Below are 15710 nucleotides of genomic sequence, written 5' to 3'. Positions count from 1 at the left end.
ATGCGCTACGAACTCATGCTTCCGTATCAGATCCGCAAGGCGATCGCCGAGAACTGGCCGGTTGCCCTGCCGCTCGGCGTGCTCGAATACCACGGCGAACACATGGCGGTTGGCATGGACACGCTGGCAGTCATCAAAACGCTGGAGCTTCTGGAGCAGGAGAGGAATATCGTCATCCTGCCGCCCTTCTACTACGGCGCTGCCAGCTACGCCGTGGCGCCGCCCGAAGGCAGCGGCTCGGTTCAGGTCGGCGGCAATGCTCTGGCGCCGTTCGCCGAGGACTTATTTTACGGCCTGCTGCGCATCGGATTTCGCAACATCCACGCCATCATCCACCATCAGACCGAGAATTTTGCCGCCGGCATGCCGACTGATCTCGCTTTCAAGACCGCGGGACGGCAAGCCATCTTCCGCTTCCTCGAAAAGGAACGCGGCGACGGCTGGTGGGGCTCCAACGCCATGGCGGACTACTATGCCGAACATGCCGGCGGCGGCAATTTCTTCAACTGGGTGCAGGTGCATCCGCTGATGCCGGCTGATATGAACGGCAAATACCCGTTCGATCATGCCGGCATCGGCGAGACTTCGCTGATGCTGGCGCTGTGCCCCGAGGCCGTGGACGCCACCCGTTTCGCCGATAACAACAGCTGGTACACGAAGAGCGCTTCCGAGGCTTCGGCGGAACTCGGCAATCAGGGTTTGGCGATGATCCTCGACCATCTGCGCAGGACGCTCACGGCTTGATAAGGCCGTGTTGGCAGCGGCTCGGTAGCGGGTTGCGGCCTTACTTCACCGCGCCGGCCGTCATGCCCATGATCAGGTAGCGCTCCAGCGCCACGCCGATGACGGCCAGCGGTGCTATCGCCGCCGTTGCAAGGGCTGCCATCGACCACCAGTTGATGCCTTGCGAGCCGGTCTGGCTCGCCAGCATGACCGGGATGGTCTTGGCGTCCGTCGATGTCAAAAGCGCGGCGAAGAAATATTCGTTCCAGCACAGCACCATCGCCAGGATGAAGGCGGCGACCATGCCGGGCAGCGCGATCGGCATGACGATCCGGAAGAACGCCCCCCAGATCGAGAGGCCGTCGACAAGGGCTGCTTCCTCCAGTTCCACCGGGATAGAGTTGAACTGGTCGCGCATGATCCAGATGACGATCGGCAGCACCATCAGCGTGTAGAGCAGGATCAGGCCGATGCGCGTATCGAGCAGGCCGACCTCGCGGTAGAGCACGAGAAAGGGCAGGGCGAGCACTACCGGGGGCAGGATCAACTGCGACAGGAAGAAGAAGGAGATATCCTCATTCCTGAACCAGGCGAACTGGTAGCGGTAGCGTGTGAGCCCATAGGCGGCGAGGCTGCCAATGACGATGGCGAGGCTCGACGCGCCGACCGAGGTTATGACCGAATTCATGAAGCGCTTGAGAAATTCCTCGCGCACGGTCGAAGTCTCGAAAATCGAGTCCGGCGACAGGCCAAGTGAACGCCAGCCTTTCCAGTCGGGCTGGAAGTCGACGAAGGGGATGAGGTGGCCCCGGGTCACGTCTACGGCCGCCTTGAACGAGGTCGTTATCGTCCAATAAATCGGAAACAGGCAGATGAAGGCCCAAAAGACGAGCGCGCCATAGATGAACACGCGGCTGGCGAAGAAGCTCGCAGGCGAGCGGATTTCGGAAACGACGTAGTCGGTGGTCTGAACGCTCATAGGGCCCGCGGGTCAGTTGACGTTGCGCACGAAGCGGTTGGCGAATTTCAAGAGCCAGGTCACGAACACGACGATGATGATCAGGTAGACCATCGCCAGCATCGTGCCGTAGCCAACATTCGAACGGTCGCGGTATTCGCGATAGATGAAGCTCGACACGGAATCAGTCGCGCCGCCCGGCCCGCCTGACGTAACGGTGATGATGATATCCGCAAGCTTCAGCTTGAAGATGATGCGCAGGATGACGGCTGTTACCGACACCGGCAGCATCAGCGGGAAGGTGACTTGCCAGAATGTCTGCCATGCATTGGCACCGTCGACCTTGGCCGCCTCCAGCACCTCGCGTGACATGGCCTGCAGCCCCGCAAGCAGCATGATCATCATGAACGGGATGAAGGTCCAGGCATCCAGCACCATGATGGAGATGCGAGCGGTGATCGGGTTCGAGAAGAAAGCCGGGTTTTCCCAGCCGAGATGGCGCGCCAGCGTCGCTGCCGGTCCGAACCTGTATTCCATCAGCGACTTGCCGATCATCCATGACACCGCCACTGGCGAGAGCATCAAGGGCATCAGGAAGACGACGCGGAAAAATTTTCGTGCGCGGATCTGGGCGTTGAGCAGCAAGGCTAGACCGAAGGCAATGACATACTCGACAAGAACCGCGAGCACGTAGAGCACCATGTTGAGCAGCGCGTTGCGATAGTATGGATCCCCCAGCATCTGCCAGAAATTGTCGAGTCCATTGAATTTCCGGCCGGCGAAAGAACTGAGGTTCCAGTCGGTCAGCGCTATGTAGAATCCAAACAAGGTAGGGAAGATCACCATGGCAATGGTGAACAGCAACGCCGGTAACAGGAACAGCGCGCGCTGGCCGTCTTCGCCGCGCGTCAGCACCTGTCCCACGCCGATCGCGATCCCCCACAGCACGTAGGCGTAGACGACCGGCCGCCACGTCTCGAAGCCGATGGCATCTACGTCGCTCTTGTAGAGGATTTGCAGCCCGATCGTTGCCAGCAGGAAGAGCGTCGCCACAGCCATGAGCGCCCAGCCGAGGCGCTTGCGGCCGGGCGGGATCAGATCGGAGGGGGCGGCGTTTGCCGGCCATGCATTCGTTGGCAAAGTCTGGTCAGCCACGCATCTCGTCCGATTCACAAGAGGCTTATCGACCGGTCTGGCCGGTCAAGACGGGTCCGGCGGCTTGGCGCCGGACCCAGGTTTATCAACGCGTCAGCTTATGCCGAGCGAAGCCTTGTAGAGCTTGATCTGCTTCTCCCGGCCGATCTGGTCAGTGAGCTTTTCCCAGGCCGCCGCGATCGCGTCGGCCCCTTCCTGAGCCTTCATCTTGCCGGCGAATGTGTTCGCCAGAATGTCCTCGGCGGCGCTGTAGTACTGGAAAATGCCGGGGATGCGGGGCTCGATCGCCGCGTTCGGGTGGTTGTAGGAGTTGAACTCGGAGTCCAGGTAGGACTTGATATAGTCCTGCTTGTAGCCAGCCGCGACCCATTCAGCGATGTCGTAGTGGCTCTTGCGATGCACCTGGAAGCCCGACGGATACATCACCGTCCAAAGCGACAGGTCCTTGCCGCCGAGATGAGCGGCGGCCGACCATGCCGCTTTCTTCTTCTTTTCATCGGAATCCACGCGGGCCATCACGTAGACACCCCAGCCGAGATAGGCGCAGTTGGGTGCGAAGTTGGGACCGCTTGCAAGCTTTTCCCACTTTCCGGTCTTTGAGTTGTAGACATCATCCGAGCCGGGCAGGATATCGAAACCGATGACATCGCCGATCACGGAGGTGTCGCTGGTATTCGCGACCTGGCCGATATCACCCCACCACGAGAGCAGCGAACCGGTACCGGCGAGGAATTGCTGGAAGCCGGTCGTGTTGGGGTCGGCGTTGATCTGGTCGGCGGGCTCGAAGGGCAGCGCGTCGATCACGTCCTGGATGGCGCGCACCCAGCCCGGATTGTTGACGCGGGGCTTCATCGTGTCCGGGTCGAACAGCCAGGCCTTGTCGTCGGGATGCTTGACATAGGCGGTAGCGCGGCTGCCGAGGAAATAGAAGCCGAAACCGCCCCATGCCTTCGGCGCATCAAGATACCCGAAGACGTCCTGGCCCTTGAATTTCTGGCCCTTGAGGAACTTGGTCACCACCTGGACCTGTTGCCACGTGCGGGGCTGTCCCCACTCGGTCTTGTTGCCCGCTTCCTTCCACGCCTTGGCGAGCTCGGGATCGGAGAAAACGTCGGTACGGTAATTGAAGCTGTGCGTGTCGCCGTCGATGGTGACACGGTACTGCTTGCCGTCCCATGTGCCGACAGGTGGCTTCAGGTAGGAGACATAGTCGTCGATATCGATCTGCTTTTTGACCCAATCGGGCATTTCCGAAGTGAGCCCCTTGCCGCATACGTCGCCTTCGAAGGGCGCGCCCATTTCGGCTATGTCGAAATCGACAGTGCCGGTGGCAATCGACTGCTGCAGGCGGGCGTTGTAGTCGGCTTGTGCCAGATCGATCCAGTTGATCTTGGCCCCGGTATAGGTCTCCCAGGGCTTCAGGAAGCCGCGAAACAGAACGTTATGCAGGTTCTGGTTGTTGAGCCCCATGAAGGTCAGTTCGACGCCGGCGAATTCGCCTTGCTTGACGTTGGCCTTGGTCGCCTCAAGGCAGATTTCACCGACCTTCTGAAAGTCGGAATCCGTCGGCTGGCCTTTGCCGACGCCGGGAATTTGAAGGATCTTCGTGCGCAGTTCGCTGGCAGCGGATGCAGGTCGCGTCAATGCCCCAAGTCCGGTGCCGGATGCGGCGGCGATCGCGGCCATGCTGGCCGCTCCCTTGAGGATTTCACGCCGCGTGGCGCCCGCGCGTACCAGTTCTTCGTAAAGTCCGACTCTCATCTACTATTCCTCCCAGAACATTAGTTGTGAATGGATATGCCAATTTTGTCGGATGCCGGCCCCAATCAAAAACGGAAACGCAGGCCCTCACCTCGCGTCGCTTCGAGTTCCGATTATCGGGTAGAAGTACCGGCATTCGGATTGGCGCTCGCCACTATTCTCACAACCCGGTGCCGTGTCAACGAAAACGGGTTTTTATCTATAAGAGACTGTCTTGCCCTGTCGGTTGGCGTTGGTTAGCTTCTGCGCAAACGGCATAGAGGGCCGGAAGGGGAGGATATGGCTCAAGTCGCAATCCGCAATGCAGCCAAGGCGTTCGGGACCGTGAAGGTCCTTCACGATGTCAGCGTCGATATCGCCGACGGGCAGTTCGTGGTGCTGGTCGGCCCGTCGGGTTGCGGCAAGTCCACGCTGCTTCGCATGGTGGCCGGGCTGGAAACCGTCTCAGCCGGCACTATCTCGATCGGGGATCGCGTCGTCAACCATCTGCCGCCGGCCAAGCGCGACATCGCCATGGTGTTCCAGAACTACGCGCTGTATCCGCATAAGACGGTCGAACAGAACATGGCCTTCGCGCTCAAGCTGCGCAACACAGACCCGGCTGTCGTGACGGAACGGGTCAACCGCGCGGCGGAAATTCTTGACCTTGCTCCCTACCTCAAGCGCTATCCCAGGCAGTTGTCCGGCGGCCAGCGCCAGCGCGTCGCCATGGGGCGCGCCATCGTGCGCAATCCGCAGGTCTTTCTTTTCGACGAGCCGCTCTCCAACCTCGACGCCAAGTTGCGCGTTCAGATGCGCACCGAGATCAAGGAACTTCACCAGCGCCTGAAGACCACGACCATCTACGTGACCCACGACCAGATCGAGGCCATGACAATGGCCGACAAGATCGTCGTGATGCGTGATGGCCGCATCGAGCAGGCCGGCGCGCCGCTGGAACTGTTCGACCGGCCCGCCAATCTTTTCGTCGCGGGGTTCATAGGATCGCCCTCGATGAATCTGCTCAAGGGCGTTGTCCGCAGGGCCGACAAGACCGTTGTCGAGATCGATGGCACGCCATTTCCAATGGCCGCGAACAGCACCGTGGAGAATGGCCGAAGCGTCGTCTATGGCGTCCGGCCGGAGCACCTCGAAATCCACCCGGACGGCATAGCCGCACGGATTTCAGTAGTTGAGCCCACGGGTTCTGAAACGCTGGTATTCCTACGCTTCGGCGAGAGTGAAATGGTGGCGTTGTTTCGCGAACGCCACGACTTCAAGCCGGGCGACACGTTGCATTTGAAACCGCGCCTCGATCAGGTTCATCTGTTCGATGCCGAGACCGGTAGCCGTATCTGATCCCTCACCCAAAAGCCTGTTCGAGAGGAATGCCATGCTCAAAGGAATCAGTCCGTTGCTCAACGCCGATGTGCTCCAGGCGCTGCGGGCAATGGGGCACGGCGACGACTTGATCATCGCCGACACCAATTTCCCTTCCGATTCCGTGGCCCGCCAAACCGTATTGGGCCGGCTGCTGCGCATCGATGCATCGGCGGCCGAGGTGGTCAAGGCGGTGCTGTCACTCTACCCGTTGGACACCTTCGTCGACGATTCCGCCGCGCGCATGGAAATTGTCGGCAAACCAGACGAGATTCCGCCAGTGCAGAAAGAAGTGCAAAAAGCGATCGACGCGGCCGAGGGAAAATCCTGGCCAATGATCCCGGTGGAGCGCTACGCCTTCTACGAACGTGCAAAGCAGGCCTATTGCGTCATCCAGACCGGCGAGCGCCGCTTCTATGGCTGTTTCGCCTTCCGAAAGGGTGTCGTTCCGCCGGATGCGGAGTAGCAGCATGGGCCCCGCCAAGCCTGTTGTCATATTGGGAGTCTTCGTCGCCGACACCGCGTACCGGGCGCCGCGGCAGCCTCGCATGGGCGAGACCATCCTTGGCACGTCCTTCAAGCTTGGCCCGGGCGGCAAGGGTTCGAACCAGGCAGTCGCTGCCGGTAAGCTCGGCGCCGACGTTACTTTCCTGACGCGCCTTGGCGTCGATCCCTTTGCCGACATGGCACGGCAAACCTGGGCGCTGGCGGGTGTGAAAAGCGCGGTCATCGACACGCCGGAAAGCTACACCGGCGCTGCCTACATCTTCGTGGAAGAAACGACCGGCAACAATGCCATCATCGTCAGTCCCGGCGCGGCCATGCTCATTTCACCGGGCGATATCGACGCCAACGAGGACCTGATCCGTTCGGCCGGGGTCTTTGTCACGCAGCTCGAGCAGCCGATCGACGCGGCGATGCGGGCGCTTGAGATCGCCAATGGGGCGAGGGTGACGACGATTCTCAACCCGGCGCCGGCCGCAAGTCTTCCCGACCGTATCTACACCCTTTGCGACTATGTCACCCCCAACGAGACCGAGGCCGAAGAACTCACCGGCATCAAGGTCTTGACCGTCGACGACGCCCGCCGCGCTGCCACTGCTTTGCTTGAAAAGGGCGTGGGCGCGGTCATCGTGACGCTCGGCGAAAAAGGCGCGCTGCTGCACACCGCCGATCGTTCCGACCACGTTCCCGCCGTCAACGCCGGCCCAGTGATCGAAACCACCGGTGCAGGCGATGCCTTCAACGGCGGACTGGCCGCCGCATTGTCGAGAGGAGTGGCGCCGTTGGAGGCTGTCCGTTTCGCTTGCGCGGTCGCCGGCATATCGGTCACGCGGCCAGGCACCGCGCCATCGATGCCGACACTGCGTGAAGTCGAGGCCGTGCTCGCCAAGGTCTGACTTGGCGGCGCTTGTGCCGCAGTATCCCAAGGCGCAGCCATGATCAAACGCGACGTAAGTGCTTGAATATGGTGGGCGATGACGGACTCGAACCGCCGACATCTTCGGTGTAAACGAAGCGCTCTACCAACTGAGCTAATCGCCCGCTCCGCGCGGACCTTTAAGCAGTTAGCACGAGCTTCGCAAGGCCAAATCCGCGCTTAGTGCACTGGCTTCGGCTCGGTTTTGCCAAGAAAACGGCGCCTGTCAAAAAACCTTCTCATGTTTGCATTTATGCTGTCCTCGCACGCTTGACACCTGCGGGCGAACCCCTTATCCACCGCCCCAACGACGAACACGGCTGACACGTGTTCGTCAAATGCGCGGGTGTAGCTCAGTTGGTTAGAGTGCCGGCCTGTCACGCCGGAGGTCGCGGGTTCGAGCCCCGTCACTCGCGCCATTTCTCTCAAGGGTCCAGGCTCTTGGCTTCAGAGAAATGTCGACTTAAATGTCAAAGAATCCTTGTTGAATCAAGCAGCTCAGATCTTTTTGGATCTGGGCTTGGTTGCGCATGACCAGCCAGATTCTGGTGGTGGGGAAGGCATGTCGGCAACTGCGTATCCCTGCGCCGATGACTCCATAGCCTCGTGGCCGCCGCGGATTTCAGCTCTATTTTAGCCATCGAATGTGGGTTGAAGGCGGTGTCAAAAAACCGACCTTCAACCCACGAATAGGCTTTTGCTGAAACGGCGTGAACGGTCGGCGTTCGGTTCCTGCGCTGCCCAATAAAGCTACTGGCGGACGAAGCAGCGCTTGTGAAGGCCGGGCGCGGGGTCGTCTCCGAATGTGTCGTTGTTGCACTGGACGCCGTTGCGGAACACGCCCACCGTATACTGGCCACGTGCGCCATACCGGACCATCCTGCGGCCATCGAAATCGCAATAGTCGTTTTCGTTGGCGCACGCGGCCCATCCGCCACGATCGCCGCCCGAACCGTTGTTGTTGCCGCCATAGTTGCCACCATAGTCACCGCCATAGCCGCCGCGATCGCGCATCACGATGTAGCATGCCTTTTTGCGGTCCGGCGCCGGGTCGCCGAAAACACGATTCGTGCAGGGCACGGCACCGCGGTCGATAAAGCGGGAGGTATTGCTGCCTTGCGCGCCATAGACGACCTCCGCCGGATATGGCAGCCGGCAAATGCCGCCCTCATCTGCGCATCGCTGGAGGCGATCAGCCGAAGCCGTAGCTGGGAAGAGAGCCGACGCGGCTGTCACGAGGCCGCCCAGGCAGATGGAGGTTAGTACCACGCGCATTGAGAGTTTGGGGGTTATTGACACGATTTGTCCTCTATTCAATTCAGACAGCATCTTATAGCACCCATGAACAGGCGATGAATTATGCGTTTCATGGAAGAGTAGACTGCAAAGCGGCGGTTCACTTATTATTTCGCGATTTGACCGTTCGTATGTTCGTCCTTCGCCGCCGGCATTCTGCATCAACCAGTCGCGGCACGCGATCAGTCGAAAATTGGCATCGCGGCCCGCATCGGTACGGCGACCAAGTTTGCGGTGGGGAAGAACATCATCGCGGAAATCGAGAATCAGGGCGGAACGAGCCGGAAGTCGTTGCCGTCAGGAAGCAACTGTCCGCCGTCGACAATGATTGTCGTCCCGGTGATGTCGCTGGCGTCGTCCGAGGCATTGAAAGTGCCACGAATGTTGACCGCCATCACGCGGTCCTACTCGTCGGCGCTGATGTTCTCGATCAACTGCCAGGGGCAGATACCGGCATTCTGCAAGATGATGTCGAGACGTTCATGGTGTTTCATCGCCAGGGTTGCGGTCGCTTCGGCGTCCGCCATCCGAGAGATGTCGTTGCGGATGAAGGGGACGCCCAGTTCGCCTGCGGTCGCCTGTCCTGCCTCGCTCTCCGTGTCGGCCAGCACCAGTCTCGCACCTTCTTCGGCGAAGCGCAGCGCGATTCCCTTGCCGATGCCGCGCGCGATGCCGATGATCAGCGCCACCTTGTCCTGCAGTCGTCCTGTCATGCGAGCCGTCCTGTCATGCCAGTCTTTGGCGAATTGTTTGCTTGAAGGCGTCGAGGAGCACGGCAGCGAGCACCAGCAGGCCGTGGATGACCTGGGTGAAGTTGGCGGGCAGCCCCATCAAATTGATCGCCGTGTTGATGGCTGAGAGCAGCAGCACGCCGGCGTAGACGACGGGCAGGGCGCCGACGCCGCCATTCAGGTTGACGCCGCCGATGACGACCGCGGCAAAGGCATTGAAGAGAAGGCCGACGCCCATATCGGCCGTGGCGCCTGAGGTGCGGATCGCCAGCAGCCAACCGGCAAGCCCGGCGATGGCGCCGATAAGAACGAAGGCGATGATGAGGTTGCGGTTCACCCGGATTCCGGCACGGAACGTAGCCGTTTCGTTGCCGTCGATCATCACCAGATGCCGGCCGAATGGCGTCTTGGCCATGATCAGCCAGAACACGACGAAGCAGGCCGCCGCGATCCATGCGGTGAGCGGCAGGCCGACCAGGCGTTGGATGCCGAACAAGCGAATGGCAGGCGCCAGGTCCTGCGCCGAGCGGCCACCCGAGATGACAAGCACCAGGCGGCGCACCCAGATGTAGGACGCAAGCGTGATGATGAAGGCGCTCATCCTAACCTTCACCACGAGACAGCCGTTGAAGGCGCCGACAAGGCCGCTGACGGCGAGCGCCAGCAGCGCCGGCGACAAACTTGCTGTAAGCCGCAATTCGTGGCCTGACCTAGGACCTGTCCACATGTCGCCCTTGGCCGATTGCCGTCATTGTAAAACGCTTCAATGCTGAGCGAGCCTCGCAACCGTTGATCCAACAAAGCATGGAGTAGAGATGATCGAATTGCCGTTTGCCCGCGACGAATACCAGCAGCGGCTCCGCAAGATCCGCGCCGAAATGGCGAAGCGCGGTCTCGAACTTCTTGTCGTCAACGACGTTGCCAACCAGCATTACATCACCGGCTATGATGGCTGGTCATTCTACACGCCCCAGGTGGTTCTGGTTCCTGTCGAGGAGGTCGAGCCGGTCTGGATCGGGCGCGCCATGGATGCCGCCGGCGGGCTTCTGACGGCCTGGATGAAGCCCGAGAACGTGGTTGGCTTTCCGGAGGATCACGTTCAGCGTGCCGATCGTCACCCCATGGACTGGATCGCGAGTTGGATAGTTGCCAAAGGTTGGGGTGCCAGACATATCGGCATCGAGCTCGAAGCCTATTATTTCTCCCCGAAGGGCCATGCTCGGCTCGTCGCCGGCCTTCCCAACGCGAAATGGCATGATGCCGATCTCCTGGTGAACTGGATTCGCGCGGTCAAATCGGCCCCCGAGATCGCCTATTTGCGCAAGGCATCGACCTTGGCCGAGGCAGCGGTCACGCGGGCCTTCGAGGTCATCGCGCCGGGCGTTCGCGAGTGCGATGCCATCGCCTCGATCCAGGCGGCACAGATCGCCGGCAGCGCGGATTTCGCGGGCGACATCACCGCGCTTCCTCCGACAATCCTGGGCGGCGAGAATGCCTCGGCTCCGCACATCATGTGGAGCGACAGGCGATTTGGAGACAACGAGACGATTGCGCTGGAACTGGCCGGCGTCTGCCGCCGCTACGCGGCCGGTCTGGCCAGAACGATGCAGCTTGGCAAGACGCCGACGCGTGTCTCCGATACGGCGAAAGCCGTGATCGAAGGCATGGACGCGGTGCTTGACGCGGTTAGACCGGGAACCACCGCAGAGTCGGTGGAAGCCGCCTGGCGAACAGTCATACAGCGCCACGGGCTGAAGAAGGAGTCGCGCATCGGTTACTCCATCGGCGTTGCCTATCCGCCAGATTGGGGCGAACACACGATCAGCCTGAGGCCTGGCGACAAGACGGTGCTTCAGCCAGGAAACGTCGTTCATTCCATCCTCGGCATGTGGATGGACGGCTGGGGCATCGAGGTCAGCGAGACCATCCTGGTGACCGAGACCGGTAACGAAACCCTGACCAGGTTTCCGCGAGACATCCATGTCAAATCCTGAAGATCTGGCGACTGCCGGCAGCGTCGTGAATGCCGTCGCGGTCGATATCGACACCAGTATTCTCGATCGGATGATCGAGATCCGACGCCATCTGCATCGCAATCCCGAACTGTCGAACCATGAAGCCAAAACGCAGCGATATTTGCGTGAGATGCTCACGGGGCAGGGTATCTTGGACATTCGCGACGTTGCCGGCTTCGGCCTGGCCGTCGACATCATCGGCACCGGCAGGCCGTCAAATCGAAAGGTAGCTATCCGGGCGGACATCGACGCCTTGCCGATCGAGGAGGAGTCCGGCGTCGAGTACGCATCGATCAATCCGGGTGTGATGCATGCGTGTGGGCACGATGCCCATGCCGCGATGGCTTTCGCCGTCGCGGCGCAACTCCACCAGTCGCGGGCCGACTTTGGCGGAACCGTTCGCCTCATCTTTCAGCCTGCCGAGGAAGATGAGCCGTCGGGCGGCAAGAGGGTGGTGGAGGAAGGGCTTCTTGACGATATCGATGCCGCGATCTGCGTGCATGTCGATCCGTACACGGCGTCCGGCAAGGTCGCGGTAGGCGCTGGTCCGTACACTCTCGCTTGCGATACATTTGACGTTCTGGTCACCGGCTCGGCCGCGCACGCGGCAAAGCCATATGAGGGGATCGATGCAATAGCAATCGCCTGCTCCATGGTGGGCGAGTTGCAGAAGATCGTTTCGCGCGAGATCGATCCTTACGATCCGCTGGTCATATCGGTGACCGGCATCAACGGCGGCAGCGCTTACAACGTGATCCCCGGGAAAGTGTCGTTGAAGGGAACCATTCGCAGCGGCAGCGACACAACCCGTGCGCGGGCATGGCGCCGGGTTCGGGAGATACTACAGGGCATGGCGGCCAGCCATGGCGCCAGTGTGCAACTCGACATCCATAGGGGTGAGTCGGGCGTCGTCAATGATGCCGAGATGACGGAACTCATACTTGCCAGCGCCAAGGCCTGCGTCGGTGCCGACAATGTCCTCAATATGCCCGGGTGGAGCATCGCCGACGACTTTGCCTACTACAGCCAGAAACGCCCCTCGGTCTATTTCCGGCTCGGAATCCGCGACGACGAGGCGGGATCGGTCTTCCCGCTTCATCATCCCAGGTTTCGTGTCGATGAATCGGCCCTGAAAGTCGGAGCCGCAACCCTGGCTTCGGCCGCGACCACGTTCTTGCAGATGCAACCGGAGAGCCCCGGTCAATCAATTCTCGGAGCAGTCAGTACTTGATGGCCCTCCGCTCCACCAGAACGACCGCGCAGAACAGCGCGATCGACAGGCAGGACGACAGCACGATCGCGGCGTAAAGCCGGTCGGATTGATAGTTGAATGTCGCCTGGATGATCAGCGCGCCAAGGCCCTTGTCCGAACCGATCCATTCGCCGACGATCGCGCCGATCACGGCCGTCGCCGATGCGATCCTGAGCGAGGAGAACAGCATGGGCAAGGCGCGAGGCAGGCGCAGGCCCCAGAAGATCTCCCAGCGCGTGGCGGACAACACCCGGAACAATTCGTGTTCGTTGTGGCTGGCTGAATCCAGCCCGCGGATCATGTTGACCAGCGTCGGGAAGAAGCAGATCACCGCCGCGATCACGATCTTCGGTGTCATCCCTAGCCCGAAGATCAGGATGATGATCGGCGATAGCGCCAGGATCGGAATGGTGTTGAAGAACAGCACGATCGGAAAGTAGGCAGCCTGAAGGATGCGGCTGTGCACGAACACGACGGCTAGAAGAACAGCGGCGAGATTGCCGATGACGAAGCCGGCTAGCGCCTCTATCAGTGTCGGCTTCAGATTGTTCATGAGCAGCGAAAAGTTCTTCTGGAAGACTCCGAAAATCGCTGTCGGCGTCGGCACGATGTAGGCCGGGACGCCGAGGAGGGGCAGCAGATATTGCCAGGCGAGAAGCATCGACGCCGCGCCGAGAACGGGCAGGGCGACAGCCAACTGTGGCGAAAGCGCCGCGGGCCTCACGATGCGCGCTCCAGCGCGGTGCGCAATTCAGCCATGGCGGCCACGATTGCAGGATCCTCTCTCGAACAGCGGTTGCCTTCCCGCTTGAGCGGCCGCATGTCGAGGTCCTTGATCAGCCGACCGGGATTGGCGGCAAGCACGATCACCCTTTCGCCGAGATAGGCGGCTTCCGCGATCGAATGGGTAACAAAGAGGATCGTGGCGCCGGTGCGCCGCCACAGGGCAAGCAACTCGTCGTTGAGGCGGTCGCGGGTGATTTCGTCGAGAGCCCCGAACGGTTCGTCCATCAGCAGCAGCTTTGGTTGTCCAAGCAATGCCCTGGCGATCGCCACACGCTGGCGCTGGCCGCCGGAAAGCTGGTGCGGCAGGCGCTCGCCGAATCCGGAAAGCCCCATCAGTTCCAGCAATTCGTCGCTGCGGTCATCGATCTGGCGGGTCAGGCTGCCTCGCCCGACGCCAAGCGGCAGGCGCACATTTTCGCGCACCGTGCGCCACGGCAGAAGCGTCGAGTCCTGGAAGACGAAGCCTACATCGCGCCGCGAGCGCACCGAATGCGGCGTGTCGCCAAGTACGCTGATCGTCCCGCCCAGCGGATCGAGCAAGTCGGCGACCACCCTGAGCAAGGTCGACTTCCCGCACCCAGATGGTCCCAGGATCGACAGGAACGATCCGGTCTCGACGGTTAGGTCGAGGCCGGAAAGCACTTTGACGGCCGTCTGGCGGCCGCCATAGCCGACATCCAGCCTGCTGGCTTCGATCGCGGTCGCCATCAGGCGGCGGGCGCGTCGAGCTTCGGCCGGTCCGCGGCCGAAAGTTCGAGGATCTTGGTCGTGTAGACATCGGCGGCGGCGGGACGCCCGTTCGGATACTGGCCGACCTTGTCGAGCAGCGCCAACTGCTCCTCTATCGAGGCGGGGTCGAACGTGCCCCAGCCGTCTTTGGCCGTCGTGCCGTCGAAAGCGAGCTTCAGCACGAGATCCACGGTCTTCTCTTCCCAGCCAAGGTCCATCTCCGGGTAGGCGGCGACCATTTTCTTCACGGCCTCCTGCGGGTTGGCGTGCGCCCAGCCCCAGCCCTTGGCAACCGCGCCGATGAATTTCGCCAGCGTGTCCGGGTCCTTTTCGATCGCAGCGTCGGTCGCGAAATAGACATCGGCGTAGGAGTCCAGGCCGAGATCGCGCACGAGAAGGTCGATACGGTCTTCGCCGACGACGCTGAGCGCCTGGGTGTTGGTGATCCAGCCGCCAATAGCATCGACATCACCGCGCACCAGAGGCCCCTTGTCGAAGCCGACATTGATCACGGTCACGTCGGACGCGCTCATGCCGTTCTTCGCCAGGATCTCGTCCATGACGAAACGCGCGGTTGGCTGTATGCCGATCTTCTTGCCCTTGAGGTCGGCCACATTGCGGATCGGGTTCGCTGCCTTCGAGGTGAGCGCATAGGGGCCGGTGCGGAAGCCACAGGCGATGATCTTCACCGGCACGCCGCTGGCGCGTGCCGCAAACAGCTGCGGCGTCTCGGAAAATTGGCCAAGCTGTGCCGCGCCCGAGATCACGGGCGGCACGGTCGAGGCGTTAGGGCCACCCGGGCTGAATTCGACGTCGAGCCCTGCATCCTTGAAGTAGCCGTTGGCGACGGCGGCGATGTCGCCGATCTGGCCGTTGGACATCAGCCAGTCATACTGGATGACGACCTTTCCGGCTGCCTTTGCGCCGGGCGTGAGGACAAGCTGCATGCCGGCCGATGCGGCCGCGGCCGCGGCCAATCCGCCTTTGACGAAGGTGCGGCGGTTCAAGTTCCCATTCATTTTTCGCTCCTGTTGCAAGACTTGTGTCGTCTCTTGATTGCGCGCCGTTCCCTGGGCGCGATGTCGCCTACGGCTGTTCGTCGTGGTAATCGCCGGGGCCGCCGTCGAGCCAGGCGTAGAGTTCCCAGAGTGTGTCATCCGGGTCGGTGAAATAGGCGCAGCGCGCGTTCCAGACGTAGTCCTCGGGTGGCCCTTGGAAGGGAACGCCCTTGGCGGTCAGTTCGGCGTACAAGCGATCGATCTCGCTGGGCGCGTCGAGCATGACCGCAACGCAGACCTTGTGAGCGTGGCGCGGCGAACGCAGCTTGGATACCCCAGTGTGATGGCTGATATGGCCGATCTCCCAGGCGGCGAGCGTCACGCCCTCGCCATGGAAGTCGGCAAAGCCCTCGGCGCGGCGGCGCAGGCGGAGGCCGAGCTTGTCCACATAGAACGCCACCGTACGCTCGATATCCTCGACAAGCAGGCAGACGTCCGAAATTCGATAGGTGGTTGCGATCGACATG

General features: G+C 61.4%; 14 protein-coding genes, 2 tRNA genes and 2 pseudogenes. 7 read left to right on the top strand and 11 right to left on the bottom strand.

Going from position 1 to position 15710, the window contains the following annotated elements; all coding sequences use genetic code 11:
* Positions 1-744, top strand: a complete 744-nt coding sequence (locus ACO07C_RS06790) for a creatininase family protein (RefSeq protein WP_421913426.1) — start codon at positions 1-3, stop codon at positions 742-744.
* A gap of 40 nt (positions 745-784) precedes the next feature.
* Here the strand turns inward: ACO07C_RS06790 and ACO07C_RS06785 are convergent, their stop codons facing one another.
* From ACO07C_RS06785 to ACO07C_RS06775, 3 genes are all read right to left on the bottom strand, one after another.
* Positions 785-1702 carry a carbohydrate ABC transporter permease gene (locus tag ACO07C_RS06785; RefSeq protein ID WP_421913425.1) on the bottom strand — a complete coding sequence of 306 codons (918 nt, stop codon included), beginning with the start codon at positions 1700-1702 and terminating at the stop codon, positions 785-787.
* 12 nt (positions 1703-1714) lie between these two features.
* Positions 1715-2836 (bottom strand): carbohydrate ABC transporter permease, encoded by a 1122-nt coding sequence (locus ACO07C_RS06780; RefSeq protein WP_421913424.1) that lies wholly within the window; start codon positions 2834-2836, stop codon positions 1715-1717.
* Positions 2837-2929: 93 nt separating this feature from the next.
* Positions 2930-4597: an ABC transporter substrate-binding protein gene (locus ACO07C_RS06775; protein ID WP_421913423.1), complete on the bottom strand. Its 1668-nt coding sequence runs from the start codon at positions 4595-4597 to the stop codon at positions 2930-2932.
* Between the two features lie 279 nt (positions 4598-4876).
* On the opposite strand from ACO07C_RS06775, the gene ACO07C_RS06770 reads away from it, so the two are divergent.
* Genes ACO07C_RS06770 through rbsK form a run of 3 tightly spaced genes read left to right on the top strand, consistent with a single transcriptional unit; the run spans position 4877 to position 7356 of the window.
* Positions 4877-5935 carry an ABC transporter ATP-binding protein gene (locus ACO07C_RS06770; protein ID WP_421913422.1) on the top strand — a complete coding sequence of 353 codons (1059 nt, stop codon included), beginning with the start codon at positions 4877-4879 and terminating at the stop codon, positions 5933-5935.
* 34 nt (positions 5936-5969) lie between these two features.
* Entirely contained in the window at positions 5970-6422 is a 453-nt protein-coding gene (locus tag ACO07C_RS06765) for an RbsD/FucU family protein (protein WP_421913421.1), read from the top strand.
* A 4-nt stretch (positions 6423-6426) separates the two neighbouring features.
* A complete protein-coding gene (gene rbsK, locus ACO07C_RS06760; RefSeq protein WP_421913420.1) occupies positions 6427-7356 on the top strand; it encodes a ribokinase in 930 nt (309 codons plus the stop codon).
* 69 nt (positions 7357-7425) lie between these two features.
* On the opposite strand, the gene ACO07C_RS06755 is transcribed toward rbsK, so the two are convergent.
* Positions 7426-7501: transfer RNA gene (locus ACO07C_RS06755), tRNA-Val, on the bottom strand.
* 217 nt (positions 7502-7718) lie between these two features.
* Here ACO07C_RS06755 and ACO07C_RS06750 point away from each other — a divergent pair.
* A tRNA-Asp gene (locus tag ACO07C_RS06750) sits at positions 7719-7795 on the top strand.
* A gap of 331 nt (positions 7796-8126) precedes the next feature.
* Here the strand turns inward: ACO07C_RS06750 and ACO07C_RS06745 are convergent.
* The 3 genes and pseudogenes from ACO07C_RS06745 to ACO07C_RS06735 all read right to left on the bottom strand — a co-directional run.
* Positions 8127-8393, bottom strand: coding sequence for a hypothetical protein (locus ACO07C_RS06745; RefSeq protein ID WP_421913419.1), 267 nt, complete (start codon positions 8391-8393; stop codon positions 8127-8129).
* 545 nt (positions 8394-8938) lie between these two features.
* Positions 8939-9385, bottom strand: a pseudogene (locus ACO07C_RS06740) (SDR family NAD(P)-dependent oxidoreductase).
* A 13-nt stretch (positions 9386-9398) separates the two neighbouring features.
* Positions 9399-10070, bottom strand: a pseudogene (locus ACO07C_RS06735) (ABC transporter permease); the annotation flags it as partial.
* 148 nt (positions 10071-10218) lie between these two features.
* On the opposite strand from ACO07C_RS06735, the gene ACO07C_RS06730 reads away from it, so the two are divergent.
* The gene (locus ACO07C_RS06730; RefSeq protein ID WP_421913418.1) at positions 10219-11397 is read left to right on the top strand and encodes a M24 family metallopeptidase; all 1179 of its coding nucleotides are present in this window, start codon (positions 10219-10221) and stop codon (positions 11395-11397) included.
* Between the two features lie 25 nt (positions 11398-11422).
* Positions 11423-12649, top strand: a complete 1227-nt coding sequence (locus ACO07C_RS06725; protein WP_421913417.1) for a M20 metallopeptidase family protein — start codon at positions 11423-11425, stop codon at positions 12647-12649.
* On the opposite strand, the gene ACO07C_RS06720 is transcribed toward ACO07C_RS06725, so the two are convergent.
* The 4 genes from ACO07C_RS06720 to ACO07C_RS06705 all read right to left on the bottom strand — a co-directional run bounded on the left by ACO07C_RS06720 (position 12639) and on the right by ACO07C_RS06705 (position 15709).
* The gene (locus ACO07C_RS06720) at positions 12639-13394 is read right to left on the bottom strand and encodes an ABC transporter permease (protein ID WP_421913416.1); all 756 of its coding nucleotides are present in this window, start codon (positions 13392-13394) and stop codon (positions 12639-12641) included. The two genes, ACO07C_RS06725 and ACO07C_RS06720, sit on opposite strands and share 11 nt — an antisense overlap.
* Positions 13391-14164, bottom strand: a complete 774-nt coding sequence (locus ACO07C_RS06715; protein ID WP_421913415.1) for an ABC transporter ATP-binding protein — start codon at positions 14162-14164, stop codon at positions 13391-13393. The genes ACO07C_RS06720 and ACO07C_RS06715 overlap by 4 nt, the downstream gene beginning before the upstream one ends.
* Positions 14164-15204 carry an ABC transporter substrate-binding protein gene (locus ACO07C_RS06710; RefSeq protein ID WP_421913414.1) on the bottom strand — a complete coding sequence of 347 codons (1041 nt, stop codon included), beginning with the start codon at positions 15202-15204 and terminating at the stop codon, positions 14164-14166. The genes ACO07C_RS06715 and ACO07C_RS06710 overlap by 1 nt, the downstream gene beginning before the upstream one ends.
* Before the next feature lie 67 nt (positions 15205-15271).
* Positions 15272-15709, bottom strand: a complete 438-nt coding sequence (locus ACO07C_RS06705; RefSeq protein WP_421913413.1) for a VOC family protein — start codon at positions 15707-15709, stop codon at positions 15272-15274.
* Between the last annotated feature and the right edge of the window lies 1 nt (position 15710).

The organism is Mesorhizobium sp., from assembly GCF_965229135.1.
Classification (GTDB): domain Bacteria; phylum Pseudomonadota; class Alphaproteobacteria; order Rhizobiales; family Rhizobiaceae; genus Mesorhizobium.
The sequence above is the reverse complement of the archived record's forward strand: the minus strand, read 5'-3'. Positions and strand labels throughout refer to the sequence as shown.

Bases quoted from the DNA above. Each gene is read 5' to 3' on its own strand.
- ACO07C_RS06770 (WP_421913422.1), top strand. From the start codon at position 4,877: ATGGCTCAAGTCGCAATCCGCAATGCAGCCAAGGCGTTCGGGACCGTG.
- ACO07C_RS06790 (WP_421913426.1), top strand. From the start codon at position 1: ATGCGCTACGAACTCATGCTTCCGTATCAGATCCGCAAGGCGATCGCC.
- ACO07C_RS06785 (WP_421913425.1), bottom strand. From the start codon at position 1,702: ATGAGCGTTCAGACCACCGACTACGTCGTTTCCGAAATCCGCTCGCCT.
- ACO07C_RS06730 (WP_421913418.1), top strand. From the start codon at position 10,219: ATGATCGAATTGCCGTTTGCCCGCGACGAATACCAGCAGCGGCTCCGC.
- ACO07C_RS06775 (WP_421913423.1), bottom strand. From the start codon at position 4,597: ATGAGAGTCGGACTTTACGAAGAACTGGTACGCGCGGGCGCCACGCGG.
- ACO07C_RS06765 (WP_421913421.1), top strand. From the start codon at position 5,970: ATGCTCAAAGGAATCAGTCCGTTGCTCAACGCCGATGTGCTCCAGGCG.
- ACO07C_RS06715 (WP_421913415.1), bottom strand. From the start codon at position 14,164: ATGGCGACCGCGATCGAAGCCAGCAGGCTGGATGTCGGCTATGGCGGC.
- ACO07C_RS06710 (WP_421913414.1), bottom strand. From the start codon at position 15,204: ATGAATGGGAACTTGAACCGCCGCACCTTCGTCAAAGGCGGATTGGCC.
- ACO07C_RS06705 (WP_421913413.1), bottom strand. From the start codon at position 15,709: ATGTCGATCGCAACCACCTATCGAATTTCGGACGTCTGCCTGCTTGTC.
- rbsK (WP_421913420.1), top strand. From the start codon at position 6,427: ATGGGCCCCGCCAAGCCTGTTGTCATATTGGGAGTCTTCGTCGCCGAC.